Raw genomic sequence first — 16,098 nt, forward strand, 5'->3', positions numbered from 1 at the left:
TAATCAGCGAGGCGCCATTACGATTCCCAATAACTGGGTCAAACATTTCACCTTGGTTGCGTGGTCCTGTGAAACGAATCACGGCATGGCATAGGGTAGTTGCTACGGGAAACTACCTCCGCACCATCTGAAGAACCAGCTGTTGAGAAGCGGGCATGTCCAAGCAAACGTCATTTTTCACCTCCGTCGGCCGCCTGTACCCTCATGTGCGGCCCATCCTCCCCCGCCTTTTCATGGGCCTGATCTGCGCCTTGCTCGCCAGCATTGTCGCGCTCACCATTCCGCAGGTGCTGCGGGTTTTGGTCAACAACTCGCTGCAGCCCGGCGGTTCCACGGACGCAGTGTGGATTGCCGCCGTCGTAATTCTTGCCCTCGGCGTGGCCGAAGCCGGGCTGGTGGCCCTGCGCCGGCAGTTCGTCATCAACCCCGCCACCACGGTGGAGACGAACATGCGCGTCACGCTGTACGGCCACCTGCAGCAACTCACGGTAGCTTTCCATGATCGCTGGGGCTCCGGCCAGTTGCTCTCCCGGGCCATGACGGACCTGAGCTTCCTGCGCCGCTGGATGGCGTTCGGCGCGATCATGCTGGTGGTCACCACGTTGACGGTGATCATCGGCGTCGGGGTCATGTTTTCGATGAGTTGGCAGCTGGCCCTGATCTTCCTCGCCGCAGCCGTGCCGATCATGATCAACTCCTTCCGCTTCCGCCGCCGCTTCAGCCTGGTCACCCGCCTCAGCCAGGACCAGGCCGGCGACCTCGCCACCACCGTGGAGGAATCCGTCCACGGGATCCGCGTCCTCAAGGCCTTCGGCCGGAGCCGCGAAGCGCTGGAGAATTTCAACGGCCAAGCGGAAGAGCTTCGCCAAACCGAAATCGCCAAAGCCAAGCAGCAGGCCGGCTTTACCCTGGTGGTCACGCTGCTGCCGGAACTTGCCCTGGGCGTCGGGCTGGTGGTGGGCATCATGCTGGCAGCCAGCGGGCAGCTGAGCATCGGTTCGCTGGTCGCCTTCTTTGCCACCGCAGCAGTGGTGGCCACTCCCGTTGAATTCTCAGGAATGCTCCTGGCCATGGCCCTGACGGCGAAGACCGCACTGGACCGTCACTTCGAGGTCATGGACACGGAGAACTCCATCACCTCCCCGGCCAAGCCGACAGTGCCGGGCACCGTCAAGGGCGCCTTGCGCTTTGAGCACGCCGGCTTCGGGTTCGACGACGGCGGCACCCTCCTGCACGACATCACCCTTGATATTCGCCCCGGCGAAACGATGGCACTGGTGGGCATCACCGGCAGCGGCAAGAGCGCACTGCTCCAGCTGGTCCCCCGCCTGTACGACGTCACCGAGGGCGCGGTGACCATCGACGGCGTGGATGTCCGAGATTACAGCATCGAAGAGCTCCGAAGGATCGTGGCAGTCGCCTTCGAGGACACCACGTTGTTCTCCAGCTCCGTGCGGGACAACGTCCTTCTCGGCGCCCCGGAACCCAGCGACGCTGCCCTTGATGAGGCGTTGGATGTGGCGCAGGCCCAATTCGCCTACTCACTGCCGGACGGCGTGGACACCCTGATCGGCGAGGAAGGGCTGAGCTTGTCGGGCGGCCAACGGCAGCGCATCGCCCTGGCCCGTGCCATCGCCGCCAAACCGAAGGTCCTGGTCCTGGACGATCCCCTCTCTGCCCTCGACGTGAACACCGAAGAGCGCGTTGAGGCCCGCTTGCGTGAGGTCCTGCGCGAGACCACCACGCTGATCGTCGCGCACCGCCCCTCCACTGTGGCTTTGGCGGACCGGGTGGCGTTGCTCGAAAACGGAACCATCACCGCCGTCGGAACCCATACGGAACTGTTGGCCGACAACGACCACTACCGTTACGTCATCGCCAGCCTGGAGGCCGGTCCGAAGGACCTCGACAGCGAACTGGACGAGCTCGAAGAAGCTGAGGAGGCCCGCCGGTGAGCGCCACAACGTTTGGAACCGCCAACGAGGACAACACGCTCCTCACCAAAGCAGACAGCAAAGCGGTACGACGGCGGTCGCTCACCCTGCTTGCCTCGCTGATCCGGCCGGTGCGGTTGCGTTTCTGGTTGACGATCGTGATGGTGGTGATCTCGCAGCTCACGCGCGTAGCGGGGCCGGCATTAATCGCCTTTGGCATCGATAACGCCCTGCCGGCACTTCAGGCTGGCGACAACGGGCCATTGGTGCTGGCTGGTGCTTTGTACCTGGCGGCCGCAATTGCCACGGCCGGGATGACCGCGCTCTACGTGACATCCACGGCCCGGCTGAGCCAGGCCATGCTCCTGGACCTGCGGCTTCGGGTCTTCCGGCACACCCAGCGCCTCAGCCTGGAATTCCACGAGAAGTACACCTCGGGCCGCATCATCGCCCGGCAGACTTCCGACCTTGAGGCCCTGCGCGAGCTGTTGGATTCCGGCGTGAGTTCGCTTGCTTCCGGCATGCTGTTCATGCTGTTCACCGCTGTGACTGTTTTTGCTTTGGACTGGCGGAGCGGCCTGATCATGCTCGCGGCCGGCGTCCCGATGTTCTTCCTGGCGCGTTGGTACCAGAAGCATTCGCAAATCGCCTTCCGGGAATCCCGCGTAGTGTCTGCGCGGTTGATCGTGCACTTCGTGGAGACCATGACCGGAATCCGCGCTGTGAAGGCGTTCCGTAAGGAGCGCGAGAACGCCGACCGCTATGGCCAGCTGGCTGAGGACTACCGCAAGAACACCGTCCGCTCCATCAACCTGAACGGCATTTTCCAGCCTGGCCTGGTGCTGATCGGTAACGTGTGCGTGGCAGTAGTCCTGCTTTTCGGCGGTTTCCGCGTGCTCAGCGGCGACCTCGCCGTCGGTGTCCTGCTGGCCCTGATCCTCTCCACCAAACGCTTCTTCCAGCCTGTGGACCAGATGGCCATGTTCTACAACTCGTTCCAGAGCGCTCAGGCGGCATTGGAGAAGGTGTCCGGACTCCTCGAGGAGGTGCCCACCGTCCGTCCGCCCAAGAACCCCGTACCGCTGAAGAGCTCACGGGGCGAGATCGACTTCAAGGGTGTTGAATTCGGCTACAGCGACGGCAAAGTGGTTGTTCCCACCTTGGACCTGCACATTCCTGCCGGGCAGACCATTGCGCTGGTGGGCCAGACAGGTGCCGGCAAGTCCACGCTGGCCAAGCTCGTGGCCCGTTTCTACGACGTCACGTCCGGGGCCATCACCTTGGACGGTGTCGATCTCCGGGACCTCTCCACCACTGACCTTCGTCGGGCCGTGGTGATGGTGACCCAGGAAGCGTTCCTCTTCAGCGGATCCGTGGCGGACAACATCGCACTGGGCCGCCCAGAGGCTTCGCGCGCTGAAATCGAAGCTGCCGCCACGGCGGTCGGGGCCCACGAGTTCATCATGAGCTTGCCCGAAGGTTACGACACCGACGTCAACAAGCGCGGCGGACGCGTTTCCTCGGGCCAACGGCAGCTCATTGGCTTCGCCCGAGCCTTCCTGGCGGCACCGGCAGTGCTGATCCTGGATGAAGCGACGTCATCGCTGGACATCCCGTCCGAACGGATGGTCCAGCAAGGGCTGGCGAATCTGCTGGAGGGTGTGGTTGGCGGAGATGCTGCGCGGACTGCGATCATCATCGCCCATCGCCTGTCCACGGTGGAGACGGCCGACAGGGTCCTGGTGGTCCACGACGGCCGAATCGTTGAGGACGGGACGCCGGCCCAGCTGATCAGCGGAGGCGGTCGGTTCGCCCAGCTTCACGGCGCCTGGCGGGACTCCCTGGTGTGACGAGGCACACCAGCTCCTCGATTTCGCATCAGGCAGCGATTCAGCTATCCTTGAACAGTTGCTTTCGCAGCGGATCGGGATGTAGCGCAGCTTGGTAGCGCGCTTCGTTCGGGACGAAGAGGTCGCAGGTTCAAATCCTGTCATCCCGACCAAATACGAAAATGGCGTCGAGAAATCGGCGCCATTTTTGTTTTCCCGAACATTCCTCCACGCCACGCATCCCCGCCCGTGCCACCCATATCCGGGCGTCGTCAATCCGTATGCGCGTCCCCTGCGGGTTTGGGTGTCGCCAGCGCACCCACAAAAGGACAAAAAGAAACCCCGGGGCATCGCTCGTCACGCCCCGGGGTTTCCTGCAGAACTACTGCTTACATAGGATCAGGCCAGTTGCCGATGGACAACGTGGTGTACGTCGGCGGAGTGGAAGCCTTGTCCTTGGTAGGTGCCGCGATACGCATAGGATCGGGCCAGTTGCCAATGGCACTAACTGTGCTGGAGTCCGCAGCCGGAGCTGCAGACACGACTGCGGGAGCCGCAACCGCCAAGGTCAGTGCGCCCGCCACGGCCACTGAAGCGATGATTTTCTTGAACATAGTATTTCCCCAATGCGAGTCGGATTCGTTACGGAAATTGCGCGGTCCCTGTTGACATACATTGTAAAATGTTTTCCACAGAGACTGTCAAGGTTTTGGTCAAAAAGACACCTGTAGGAGGAACCCGTGGGAAACGGATTCGGCGAGAAGCTACGTGCCGAACGGCTCGAACGTGGGTTAACGCAGGCCGAGCTCGGCAAGAACTTGTACTCGCCAAGCTATATTTCGCTGCTTGAGACCGGACGTCGTGAGCCCACTGCGGAGGTCATCGAAGAGCTCGCCCGGCGGCTTGAGCTCGCACCCAAAGCTTTGGAAGCGTGGAGCCAACCCGTTTCCGTGAGCGACGCCGAATACGTCCTCGCCGGCCTGTACGCCCGGCAGGCCTGGGACCTTCGCGACTACCCACTCGCTGCCAGCCACGCCGCCACCGCCGCGCAGATCGCCCTTGAAGCGAAGAACAACAGCGCCTGGTGGAACATGACCTACATGCAGGCCGAGTGCGTGATGAAGCAAGGCCAACTGAAGGAATGCCAGCAAATCGTTGAGCACCTGTTGGAACACCCCATGGCCACGGAGTCCGCGGGCCTCGGAGTGCGTGCCTGGCAGATGCTTGCCGCTGTGTGCCACGGACAAGGTCAGTTGGCCACCGCCGTCGAGCATGCCAAGCAGGCAGTGAAGCTGTGCGAGCAGCTGCCCAAGGGATCCACGCTCATCATTGGCGCGCACCGCGCGCTGATCGGTGCGCTGGCCGAGAGCGGCAAGTTGGACGAAGCGTGGACCTACTGCCTGGCCATGATCGAGCACATGGACGAGCACTCGATGTCCCAGCTGGCCGGCGAGGTCGCGTGGGTGGTGGGCAACGTGGCTTTCATGCGCCACGACTATGTTGAGGGCATCAAACACCACGAGCGCGCGGCCAAGCTGCTCTCCCCCGCGAACGACATCGAACTGTGGGCCCGCTTCAACAAGGCGTCCGCAGCGGTCCGCCTTTCCTCCGGAATTGTGGAACCCGAGACGCTGTCCGCCATTGAGCGTGCCGAACTCGCGTTGTCGATTGTGGGCGGAAACAAGACTGACCAGCTTGAGGTTGCGTTTATCCGCGCCCGCTGGCTCTACCTGACAGGGGACATTCCTGCAGCAGTGGAGAAGCTGCGCGAAATCTACGAAGACCGCAAGGTTCTGGCCCGACACACTGCCGGCGAGGTTTCGCTGTTGCTGGGCAAATCGTTGAAGGCCGCCGGCGAGGCCTCGGAGGCGTTGCACTACCTGGAAGAGGCGCAGCACGATTTCAGCGCGGCCGGCGCATCGGACAGGGTCCAGCAAGCCATGGACGCCGTCCTGGAGATCCGCCTTGCCGAACGACGCGCTGCCAAGGAACACTCGGAAGCCTGATTAAACCAATCTGGGGGACAGCAGACGTTCCACTGAGCGCTCAGTGGAACGTGTGCTGTCCCCCAGTTGGGTAGACCTAGGCGAAGGTGCGGCCGGTCAGCTTTTCATACGCTTCGACGTAGCGGGCGCGGGTGCGCTCCACCACATCGGCGGGCAGGGCCGGCGGCGGGGTGTCCGAGGACTTGTCCCAGCCGGATTCGGCGGAAGTCAGCCAGTCACGGACGTATTGCTTGTCATACGAGGGCTGCGACTTGCCCGGGGCGTAGGTGGACGCGTCCCAGAATCGCGAAGAATCCGGCGTGAGGACTTCGTCGCCCAGCGTGATGATCCCCGTGGCGGCGTCGATGCCAAACTCCACCTTGGTGTCGGCCAGGATGATGCCGCGTTCGCGGGCGATCTCCTCGGCGCGGGTGTAGATCTTCAGCGTGAGCTCGCTGAGGCGGGCAGCGATGTCGTCACCCACCATGGCTACGACGTCGTCGTACGTGATGTTGACGTCGTGCTCACCAACCTCAGCCTTCGCGGAGGGAGTGAACAGCGCCTTCTCCAGGCGCGAGCCGTCCACCAGGCCCTCAGGCAGCGGGATCTCGCAGACGGTCCCGTGTTCCTTGTACTCGGCCAGGCCCGAACCCGTCAGGTAACCACGGGCGATGCATTCCACCGGGAACATGTCCAGCTTCTTGCAGATCATGGCCCGGCCCTCAACGGCGGCCGGAACGCCACCATCAACGGTGGATGCCAGCACGTGGTGCTCAACATCCAACTGATCGAACCACCACAGGCTCAGCTGCGTCAGGACGCGGCCCTTGTCCGGGATCTCGCTGCTCAGGACGTGATCGTAAGCGCTGATCCGGTCGCTGGCGACAACCAGGACACATTCCTGGCCGATCTTCTCCGTGATGGCTTCATCGGCGGGAACGTAGAGGTCGCGCACCTTGCCGGAGTAGACGTGGGTCCAGCCCGGAAGATCCAGGGTCTCGGTCTCGAAACCGCCTGCGGGAAGGGAATCAGTCATGCTCAAGCCTGCACTTTCGGGATGGTTCCGGTGCCTGTGTACGGCACGCGGATTTCGCCGCGGGCGGCCTTGCCACCGATGTCCGTACGGAACTGTGAGCCTTCAAGCTGAACCAGCTCCACGCCGTCGTACGCTTTTTCACGGGCCTCCACCAGATCCGAGCCGAGCGCCACAACGGCCAGGACGCGGCCGCCTGCGGAGACAACCTTGCCTTCGTCGTCCAGCTTGGTGCCGGCGTGGACCACGTGGACGCCGTCCAGCTCGTCGACCTTCTTCAGGCCGCGGATGCGGTCGCCGGTGCGGGGCGCGTCCGGGTAGTTTTCGGCTGCAACCACGACGGCGACTGCGGTGTCCTTGGACCAGCGCAGCTCTTCCGCGGTGTCCAGTTCGCCCTTGGCAGCTGCCAGCAGCAGAGCACCGAGCGGGGTCTTGAGACGAGCCAGGACAGCCTGGGTCTCGGGATCTCCGAAGCGGACGTTGAATTCGATGACGCGCGTGCCGCGCGACGTGAGCGCCAGTCCGCAGTACAGCACGCCGATGAAGGGGGTGCCGCGGCGAGCCATCTCGTCCACGGTGGGCTGGGCCACGCGGTCGATGACTTCCTGGACCAGGCCCTCGGGAGCCCACTCGAGAGGGGTGTAGGCGCCCATGCCGCCGGTGTTGGGGCCTTCGTCGTTGTCGAAGATCCGCTTGAAGTCCTGCGCCGGGGACAGCGGGACGGTGGTGCGGCCATCACACAGGACAAACAGGGAAACCTCGGGGCCGTCCAGGAATTCCTCGATGACCACGGTTCCACCGGCGTCGAAGCACGCCTGGGCGTGTGCCAGGGCCTCCTCGCGGTCCTTGGTGACAACGACACCCTTGCCGGCTGCCAGTCCGTCGTCCTTGACGACGTGCGGGGCGCCAAAGGTATCCAGCGCATCGGCTGCTTCCTCGGCGTTGGTGGCAACCCGGGACATGGCCGTGGGAACGCCCGCTTCGGCCATGATCTGCTTGGCGAAGGCCTTGGAAGCCTCCAGCTGGGCTGCTTCCTTGCTGGGACCGAACACCGGAATGCCGGCTTCACGGACGGCGTCGGACACACCGGCAGCCAGCGGCGCCTCGGGACCGACCACGACGAGGTCCACACCCAGCTTGGTGGCGAGGGCGGACACGGCCTCCGGGTTGTTCCCGTCGATCGCGTGGGTGGGAACGAGTTTGCTGATGCCCGCGTTGCCCGGAGCCGCGTGGACCTCGGAAACGTTGGGATCTTCAAGCAGAGAGCGGACAATGGCGTGTTCGCGGCCGCCTGGGCCAATGACGAGTACCTTCACAGTCTTCAAGGGTACTTTGTGCAGCGCGCTCGGCCTAAGCTGTGTCACGCACCGGACCACACCACCTGGCCAGGGAACCACCCCGCCGCGCCATAGACTTGCTTCATGCCCATGAGTTCGCATGAAACGTTCAACGTAGAGTCCGCCGTCGAACTGGCAGTGATCGAACGCAGTGGCTTCATTGAGTCCCGGCATATCGGCGCGGCCGTCGTTCTTGCCGGTGACGGCTCGGTGGTCACCCGGCTTGGTGACATCGACGCTCCCATTTACGCCCGCTCCACCCTCAAGCCCTTCCAGGCCCTGGCTTCCATGCAGTCGGGCGTGCCGCTTCGGGGCGCCCAGGTAGCGGTCGCCTGCGGAAGCCACACCGGTTCCCTGGACCACATGGACGTGGTGGAAGGCATGCTCAAAGCCGCCGGCGTCCGTGAAGAAGACCTGCAGTGCCCCACGGCATGGCCGCAGGATGAAACGGCCCGCAACTGGCTGGTCCGGTCCGAGCGCGGCCAGTCCAGGCTGGCCTTCAATTGCTCCGGCAAACACGCAGCCTTCCTGTGGGCCTGCACGGAGAATGGCTGGGACCTCCGCAGCTACCTTGAACCGAACCACCCGCTCCAGCAACGAGTGCGATCCGTGATCGAGGAGTACAGCGGCGAAACCATCTCGCACCTGGGGATCGACGGTTGCGGGGCTCCCGTGGCCGCACTCTCGCTGACCGGACTGGCCCGCGCGTACTCCCGCCTGGCCAAGTCCCCGGGCGATAAATCTTCCAACGCACGCGCAGCCACCATCGCCACATCCATGCTGGATTACCCGTGGGCCGTCCAGGGCAAAGGTGAGTCGAACACCGTGGTCATGGAAGAGCTGGAGGTCCTGGCCAAGATCGGTGCCGAGGGTGTCCTGGTCCTGGCCACTCCCACCGGCGCCACGGTGGCAGTCAAGGTACTCGACGGCAACCTCCGCGCAACATCACTGGTGGGCCTGACCCTCCTTGCCGTCAGCGGCGCCGTGGACATCCCAGCTGTCTCCAGCGTCCTGGAACGCGTGGTGGAACCCGTACTGGGCGGCGGCCGTGCCGTGGGCCGGATCCGACTTGGCCACGCCGTCTCCGCTTTGCTCGATTAACACGTTGCTCGACTAACACGTACTTAAGGAAGAACCATGGCTGTTGCCCGACGCCGCGTCGATGTTTCCGAAGGGCGCGCTGCGCTGGCAGCGTGGCAGGCCGCCGTCGAGCCTGCCGAAACCGAAGCCGCAGGTGAGCCGGGCGCCTCTGCCGGGGCACCGCCGTCGCGCTCCTTGATTGCGACGGCGGTCCGCTACTCGCTGGAGGAAGTCACCGCCCGCGCGCCCGGCAATTCGGTGGAGGTCCGGGTGCCGCCGTTCGGCGTCACGCAATGCGTTGAGGGGCCCCGCCACACGCGCGGCACTCCCCCGAATGTGATTGAGTGCGACGCCGCCACCTGGCTGTCGCTGGTCACCGGCCGGATTTCGTGGGCGGACGCCGTTTCAGCCCACAAGGTGACCGCATCCGGGTTGCGCGCCGACCTCTCGGAACTACTGCCCCTGTAAACAAGTTTTTGTACAGCTGATGCCCCTAAGACCACGTCTCAGGGGCGTCAGCTGTACAAAAACTCGCCAGGTCAGTCCGGGCAGACCGGGGCTGATGACTGGCCCCGTTTGCTCATCTCGAACTGCGGAATGTCGTCCGCGGCTGGACCACCGCGGAACTTGGGTGAAGGCTCCTGGCCCTCACTGATGCGCTGGAGTTCCTGTTCCTCAAAGACTTCTTCCTTGCCGAGCATCACGGCGGAGTCGTGATTGGTGATCTCTCCGTTGAAGGCGCGGACCATGACGCTGCGGTCGAACTGGCCTTCCCACTTGGCCACCACGAAGGTAGCTACACAGTTACCGAGCAGGTTGACCACGACGCGCATGGAGTCCATGAGGCGGTCGGCTCCGAGGAGGAGTGCAACGCCGGCTACCGGGAAGATCCCCAGGGCTGCTGCCGTGGCGGAGAGCGCCAGGAAGGACGAACCCGGCACTCCGGCCATGCCCTTGGAGGTCAGGAGCAGGACGCCGAGGGCCGCCAACTGCTGGCCGAGGTCAAGGTTGTGGCCGAAGGCCTGCGCAAGGAACAGCAGCGAGATGGACAGGTAAATCGCAGCGCCGTCCAGGTTGAAGGAGTAGCCCGTGGGAACAACCAAACCGGTGGTGGCTCGTGAGCAGCCGGCGTTGGTCAGTTTGGTCATGATGCGCGGCATGACCGCTTCCGTGGAGGCCGTGCCGAGTGCCAGCAGGAATTCTTCGCGGGTGTACTTGAGGAACTGCCACAGCGGAACCCGGGCGAAGCTCCATGCCACCAGGAACAACAGGGCGATGAAGACAATGGCCGCGCCGTAGCAGGCGGCTATAAGGAGTGCGTAGGTGCTCAGCGTGCCAAGCCCGTACTGGCCGATGATGAACGCCATGGCACCGAATGCACCAATGGGGGCCACCTTCATGATCCAGGACATGATCTTGAAGATCAGCTCCAGGACAGTCTCCATGAGGCTGATGACAGGGAGGCAACGCTCGCGGCCGATGACCACGATGGCGGCACCGAAGAATACCGAGAAGAACAGCACCTGAAGCAGGCTGTTGTTGGCGAAAGCACCAATCACGCTGACGGGAATGACATCCAGGATGAACGCGGCGGCGTCCTTGGGAGGCGCGTTGCCGGTCTTGGCGTTGAGTGCATCCTGCGAAAGCGAAGCGGGGTCGATGTTAAGGCCAGCACCAGGCTGGACGATATTTCCGACGATGAGCCCGAAGACGAGGGCGAAGAGGGTGGCTCCGGTGAAGTACAGGAGTGCCTTGACCCCAACCCTTCCGACTGCCTTGACGTCGCCAACAGCTGAGATGCCTGTGACGATCACCAGGAAGATCAGCGGGGCGATGATCATCTTGATGAGTTGAATGAATCCATCACCCAGTGGCCGGAGGGCGGACCCAATGGTCGGCCAAAAATGACCGATGAGTACACCTGCGACGACGGCGATCAGGATTTGAAAAAAGAGCGACTGGTACAGCCGCTTTTTCTTCTGCGGGGCCGAACTCGCCTTCAGCGCCGCGGGGTCTGGGATCTTCATTGATCTGAACCAATCATTTGGGAACAGCCCCACATTTTGAGGGGATTTTTCAAATGTAATCCTGCTCACACCATTCCGCAAGGGGAAATTCGTTTTCCATATTGTGGAAGTCATAATTGGTTTTTTGTACAGGTGATGCCCGCATGAGGGGCGTTTAGGGGCGGGAGCTGTACAAAAACTACGCTGCCCAGCCCTGCTTGCGGAGGGCCTGCGCCACCCGGGCAACCACCCACCTCTGCCCCTGCCGCATGTCGATCCTGTTGATCTTGACCTGTCGCCAACCGGCGTCTGCAACCCGCTGGTCCCGATAGGCGTCCAGCGCCTGCTGTTCGGGAGACAGATGGTGAAGGCCTTCATACTCCAGGCAAGTGCGATACTCAGGGCACCCCAAGTCCGTCCACACAGGCCGCCCCAAAGCATCCATCACTGGACAGTTAGGGATAAAAGTCGGCAAGCGGGCGTCCTCCAGCATGAGTCTCAGCTTGGTTTCCGGCGGGGAGTCGACGCCCACCCTCAAGTCGTCGAGTGCCAGGCGGGCTTTGCGAACACCATGGACACCGTTGGCCCGCGCAACGAACGCGCGTAGTTCGGACAAGGAGACCATCGCCACCCTTGCCGGACCGAACGTGCGGGTATGTTCGCTGACAATGGCGTCGCCGGCAACGACCAAGTCTTCAATCGGCAGCATCGTTGCCAGGTCCACCCATGTACGCGCCACGGACGTGAGCACAACGCCGTCCAGGTCAGCGAGGTCGCCGTCCCGCAACGTCAGCCGGTGACCGGCCACCCCTCTTCGCCGCGGCAAAGAACCACCCCGTGACCGTGACAGGTGGATAAATCTCCCCGGTTCGCGAAAGTGGGGGCCGCTCTTGGGACCCCAAGGAACAGGTTCCGCAACTGCGGTCACCGGCCCGCCGTCGTCGGGTTTGAAATGCGCCCAAGGAGGCAACGGCAGTCCCAGTACCTCAGCGGCACTGATGTGGCTGAGGAAATCGCCCTGACGAAGTTCAAGGTGGGGCCGGGCGACGTCCAGTAGCGTCTGCGGCTTCTGAGGAATGCGGAGTCCGCGGCTGGGCACCACCAGGTCCGTTGCCCGGAGTCGCTTGGGAGCGACGCCATATTCCGCGGCCTCCTTGATGGTGAAGGCGCGATTCGAGAGGGCAGAGGGAAGAGGCGACAAAGGACGCATGCCCTATTGAGTCACAGCGAAGGAGCCGGCGGGACGTTATCCACAGGCCCGCCCGCTTGGCCGCGAGTTTTTGTACAGCAGATGGCCTTAAGGGCCCGATTTAAGGGCGGTAAGTGTACAAAAACTCGCTAGCCGCGGCCCACGAATGGCATGCCGGCAGCAGTGACTACCAATGATCCAACACTGGCCGTGGCCGGCATGTTGGCCATCATCAGCACGGCGCGGGCAGCATCTTCCACCGGAAACATGGGTTCCACTTTGCGGCTGCCGTCGGCCTGGAGGGCTCCGGATCCCACGCCGATGGTGTCCATGATCTCCGTGCGGGTATTGCCGATATCGATCTGCCCACACGTAATCCCGAACTCCCGGCCATCAAGCTCGATGCTCTTGGTCAGGCCCGTCATCGCATGCTTGGTGACCGTGTACGCCACAGACCTGGGCCTGGGCGAATGGGCCGAGATGGAGCCATTGTTGATAATGCGCCCACCCTGCGGTTGCTGGTCCTTCATGGTCCGGACAGCCTCCGCCGCGCACACCATGGACCCTGTGACGTTGACGCGCAGGGTTGCTTCCCATTCGTCAACGCCGATCTCCCCCACATCCCCGGCGGGACCGAAGATGCCGGCGTTGTTGAACAGCACGTCCACCCGACCCCAGCGTTGGCGAACCTCCGCGAAAAGGCGAGCGACGTCGTCGGGCACTGTCACATCGCACGGAACCGCCAGCGCGTCCGGGTGCCCGTCCGCGGTTTCGAGCAGCTGCGCCTCGCGGCGCCCCGCCAAGGCAACGCGGTACCCCTCAGCGAGCATCAGCCGGGCAACTGCCCGCCCAATACCCGAACCTGCACCGGTGACGACGGCGACCCTTGCGTCTGCGGGCGGGCTGGAGTCAGTCATGTGGTTGCCTTTCGGGTGGTGCGTTCAGCGCTTGGGTCAGCGGGCGGCTTCGGCCGGCTGGACTGCAGTTATCGGCCAGCCTATGACAGTCTTGGGGCGAGGCGTGGCATAGGTTCGGACTTTGGACGTGGACAGCCCGAGCCGGACCAATGACTCAGCGATGGTGACCGCAGCGGCAACTCCATCCACCACGGGCACCCCGGTGCGCTGGCGGATCTGCTCGTCGAGTCCCGCCATGCCGCCGCAGCCAAGGACAATGACCTCGGCTTTGTCATTGCTGACAGCTTGTTCAGCCTGTCCCACAATCGCCTCCACTGCGCGCTCCGGGTACTCCTCGAGCTCAAGGACAGCCATGCCACTGGCACGGACGGACGCGCAACGTGCTTCCAGCCCTGCGAGCTTCAGGCGGTCCTCAATGAGCGGAACTGCACGGTCAAGCGTGGTGACCACCGAATACTTGTGGCCCAGGAACATCGCGGTGCTGGCCGCAGCCTCGGTGATGTCCACAACGGGCACGTCCAAAAGCTCCTGGAGACCTTCACGGCCGTGCTCGCCGTAGCCGGCCTGGATGACGGCGTCGAACGGCTCGGGGTAATTGACCACGGCGTCCATGACGGCGACGGCCGCGAGGTAGCTTTCGAAGTTGCCCTCGCAGGAATCGGCACCAAAGCGGGGCGTTATCCCGATGATTTCAGTGCCCGGTGCAGCCGCCGCACGTGCCTGGGCTGCAATGGAGTCCGTCATGGACTGGGTGGTGTTGACGTTTGCGACAAGGATGCGCATGGAATGTCCTTTATATCTTGGGTTGACGGCGCCTAGTGGGTACTGGCGACGGCGATTGGCTCGCCGGAGACGTCCTCGTGGACCTGCTTCTTGTCCGCTACGGCGAAGTACGTGAGCGCTGCGACGCCGGCGCCGATGAACCAAGCGAACGGCGCAGCTGCTGCCAGGCCTGGGATGAAGGCGATGGCGATCGCCAGGCCGGCTGCCGGGATCATCGCGATGATGGCCTTCGGATTCACGCCGCGCTTGTAGAAGTAGGCACCCTTGGGATCCTCGGTGTAGAGCTCAGGGACGTTGACCTTGCCGCGACGGACCAGCCAGTAGTCGGCCATGACAACGCCGAACAGCGGGCCGAGCAGGGCACCCAGGCCACCGAGGAAGTACACGATGACGATCGGGTTGTTGTAAAGGTTCCACGGCAGGATGATCAGGCCGATGGTGCCACTGACCCACGCCGCTTTGCGGAAGTTCAGGTGCCGCGGGAAGAGGTTGGTCAGTGCGTAGACAGGAGCCACGAAGTTGGCCATCAGGTTCACGGCGATGGTCAGGATCAGCAAGGCAAGGCAAGCCAGGACCAGCAAGAGCGTGTTGGGGATGCTCTCCACAATGTCGGAGGGGCTTTCAATGACAGTGCCGTTGATCTTGTACTGGCCGCCGGCCATGACGACGACGATGGCGCCAAAGACCAGCATGTTGATGGGAATGCCCCAGAAGTTGCCCTTGACGATGGACTTCTTGGAGGTGGAGGACCGCGTAAAGTCGCAGAAGTTCAGCACGAAGGTTCCGTAAATGGAGACCCAGAGCGCGCCGCCGGCAAAGATGGTGAGCCACATTTCGGTACCTTCAAGGCCCTTGATGCCGCTCCACTGGATGGCGCCACCGGCTTCAATGAAGACCCACACGGCAATCGCGGCCATGGTCACCAGGATGACCGGCCCGGCGAAGGCCTCGTATTTACGGATCATTTCCATGCCGAAGCTGACGATGACCAGCTGCACGATCCAAAGAGCCACGAAGGACAGCCAGCCCAAGGTTGAAAGACCAAGGATGGAATTGTTGTCCAAGTCCTTGAGGCCGGGAGCCATGGCAACCAACATGACGCGGAGGACCACCGATGCCAGGTATGTCTGGATGCCGAACCACGCCACGGCAACGGCGCCGCGGACCAGGCTGGCGATTTGGGCGCCGCGGATACCGAAACTGATACGGCTCATCACCGGGAACGGCACGCCGGTCTTCTCGCCCATGAACCCGGAGAAGTTCAACAGGGCGAAGAGAAGGATGGCGCCGATTCCGAGTGCCACCAGGATCTGCCAGCCACCCAACCCGAGGGAGAACAGGCCGATGGCAAACGCATAGTTACCCAGGCTGTGGACGTCGTTGGCCCAGAGGGTAAAGATGCTGTAGCTCGTCCACTTGCGGCCCTTGGCCTTGGTGGGGGCGAGGTCGATGTTGTAAAGACTGGGACTGATGGTACGGCCTGCGGCTTCGGAAGCAATCGCGCAAAGATCCGTGTTTCCCACGACCGGGTGGTTGGGGGCACCCGTCTTTGCGTCTTCCGGAGTCTCATTGACGCCGACTGATGAAGTCGTCTGCATCGTGGATCTCCACTTCGTACTGATTCCACATTGCGGAATCAAGTTATTGAATAGTGAAAGTACTCTATGACGCAGGTCACGCTCGGTCAAGACCTCATAGGTGTATGCAGGGTCACATTTGGTTGCTTGGGCAGCGGTTTCCCAGTTGACTGTTTTGGTTACGCAATCCGTGTTGACGATGCCGACCTGCAGACGTAATCTCGAATTGCAGAATTTTATTCTCACAATACGAAATTCCTTGAGCGCCCCCACAGAGCAAGCGCCCAGACATTCAATGAAGAGAGGTTGGACGTGGCTGCAGGAGAAGAGACCTCACACATCCTCAGCGGGTTGACTGCCCAGCTGCCTGATCGTGATCCGGAAGAGACCGCGGAGTGGATTGAGTCCCTTGATGCGTTGATCGCGGA

Annotated in this window: 13 protein-coding genes and 1 tRNA gene; 6 read left to right on the plus strand and 8 right to left on the minus strand. The window is 62.9% G+C overall.

Annotated features, from left to right (window positions below):
- Positions 1-155 precede the first annotated feature (155 nt).
- The 3 genes from ACR30Z_RS04635 (at position 156) to ACR30Z_RS04645 (ending at position 3,936) form a co-directional block, all read left to right on the plus strand.
- Complete coding sequence (locus ACR30Z_RS04635) at positions 156-1,955, plus strand: ABC transporter ATP-binding protein (protein ID WP_144653256.1); 1,800 nt, start codon at positions 156-158, stop codon at positions 1,953-1,955.
- A complete protein-coding gene (locus tag ACR30Z_RS04640) occupies positions 1,952-3,784 on the plus strand; it encodes an ABC transporter ATP-binding protein (RefSeq protein ID WP_434371366.1) in 1,833 nt (610 codons plus the stop codon). Before ACR30Z_RS04635 ends, ACR30Z_RS04640 begins: the two co-directional genes overlap by 4 nt.
- 75 nt (positions 3,785-3,859) lie before the next feature.
- Positions 3,860-3,936 (plus strand) — tRNA-Pro (locus tag ACR30Z_RS04645).
- A 216-nt stretch (positions 3,937-4,152) separates the two neighbouring features.
- Here the strand turns inward: ACR30Z_RS04645 and ACR30Z_RS04650 are convergent.
- Positions 4,153-4,377: a hypothetical protein gene (locus ACR30Z_RS04650; protein WP_144653258.1), complete on the minus strand. Its 225-nt coding sequence runs from the start codon at positions 4,375-4,377 to the stop codon at positions 4,153-4,155.
- A gap of 126 nt (positions 4,378-4,503) precedes the next feature.
- On the opposite strand from ACR30Z_RS04650, the gene ACR30Z_RS04655 reads away from it, so the two are divergent.
- Positions 4,504-5,769: a helix-turn-helix domain-containing protein gene (locus ACR30Z_RS04655; RefSeq protein ID WP_144653259.1), complete on the plus strand. Its 1,266-nt coding sequence runs from the start codon at positions 4,504-4,506 to the stop codon at positions 5,767-5,769.
- Between the two features lie 76 nt (positions 5,770-5,845).
- Here ACR30Z_RS04655 and ACR30Z_RS04660 read toward each other — a convergent pair whose 3' ends face one another.
- A complete protein-coding gene (locus tag ACR30Z_RS04660) occupies positions 5,846-6,784 on the minus strand; it encodes a phosphoribosylaminoimidazolesuccinocarboxamide synthase (RefSeq protein WP_144653260.1) in 939 nt (312 codons plus the stop codon).
- A 2-nt stretch (positions 6,785-6,786) separates the two neighbouring features.
- A complete protein-coding gene (purD, locus tag ACR30Z_RS04665; protein ID WP_434371394.1) occupies positions 6,787-8,097 on the minus strand; it encodes a phosphoribosylamine--glycine ligase in 1,311 nt (436 codons plus the stop codon).
- A 105-nt stretch (positions 8,098-8,202) separates the two neighbouring features.
- Here purD and ACR30Z_RS04670 point away from each other — a divergent pair, with 105 nt between their 5' ends.
- Both ACR30Z_RS04670 and ACR30Z_RS04675 read left to right on the plus strand, forming a co-directional pair.
- Complete coding sequence (locus ACR30Z_RS04670; protein ID WP_144653261.1) at positions 8,203-9,219, plus strand: asparaginase; 1,017 nt, start codon at positions 8,203-8,205, stop codon at positions 9,217-9,219.
- A 36-nt stretch (positions 9,220-9,255) separates the two neighbouring features.
- The gene (locus ACR30Z_RS04675; protein ID WP_144653262.1) at positions 9,256-9,666 is read left to right on the plus strand and encodes a sterol carrier family protein; all 411 of its coding nucleotides are present in this window, start codon (positions 9,256-9,258) and stop codon (positions 9,664-9,666) included.
- A 71-nt stretch (positions 9,667-9,737) separates the two neighbouring features.
- Here ACR30Z_RS04675 and ACR30Z_RS04680 read toward each other — a convergent pair whose 3' ends face one another.
- The 5 genes from ACR30Z_RS04680 to ACR30Z_RS04700 all read right to left on the minus strand — a co-directional run bounded on the left by ACR30Z_RS04680 (position 9,738) and on the right by ACR30Z_RS04700 (position 15,691).
- On the minus strand, positions 9,738-11,225 hold the full coding sequence (locus tag ACR30Z_RS04680) for a cation:dicarboxylate symporter family transporter (RefSeq protein ID WP_144653263.1): 1,488 nt from the start codon (positions 11,223-11,225) through the stop codon (positions 9,738-9,740).
- A 178-nt stretch (positions 11,226-11,403) separates the two neighbouring features.
- Positions 11,404-12,405, minus strand: coding sequence for an endonuclease domain-containing protein (locus tag ACR30Z_RS04685; protein WP_434371367.1), 1,002 nt, complete (start codon positions 12,403-12,405; stop codon positions 11,404-11,406).
- Positions 12,406-12,542: 137 nt separating this feature from the next.
- Positions 12,543-13,310 carry an SDR family oxidoreductase gene (locus ACR30Z_RS04690; protein WP_434371368.1) on the minus strand — a complete coding sequence of 256 codons (768 nt, stop codon included), beginning with the start codon at positions 13,308-13,310 and terminating at the stop codon, positions 12,543-12,545.
- A 36-nt stretch (positions 13,311-13,346) separates the two neighbouring features.
- The gene (locus tag ACR30Z_RS04695; protein ID WP_434371369.1) at positions 13,347-14,093 is read right to left on the minus strand and encodes an aspartate/glutamate racemase family protein; all 747 of its coding nucleotides are present in this window, start codon (positions 14,091-14,093) and stop codon (positions 13,347-13,349) included.
- A gap of 32 nt (positions 14,094-14,125) precedes the next feature.
- The gene (locus ACR30Z_RS04700; protein ID WP_144653266.1) at positions 14,126-15,691 is read right to left on the minus strand and encodes an NCS1 family nucleobase:cation symporter-1; all 1,566 of its coding nucleotides are present in this window, start codon (positions 15,689-15,691) and stop codon (positions 14,126-14,128) included.
- Positions 15,692-16,098: the final 407 nt, after the last annotated feature.

Source organism: Paenarthrobacter sp. FR1 (assembly GCF_051106045.1).
In the GTDB taxonomy this organism is placed as follows: domain Bacteria; phylum Actinomycetota; class Actinomycetes; order Actinomycetales; family Micrococcaceae; genus Arthrobacter; species Arthrobacter nitroguajacolicus_A.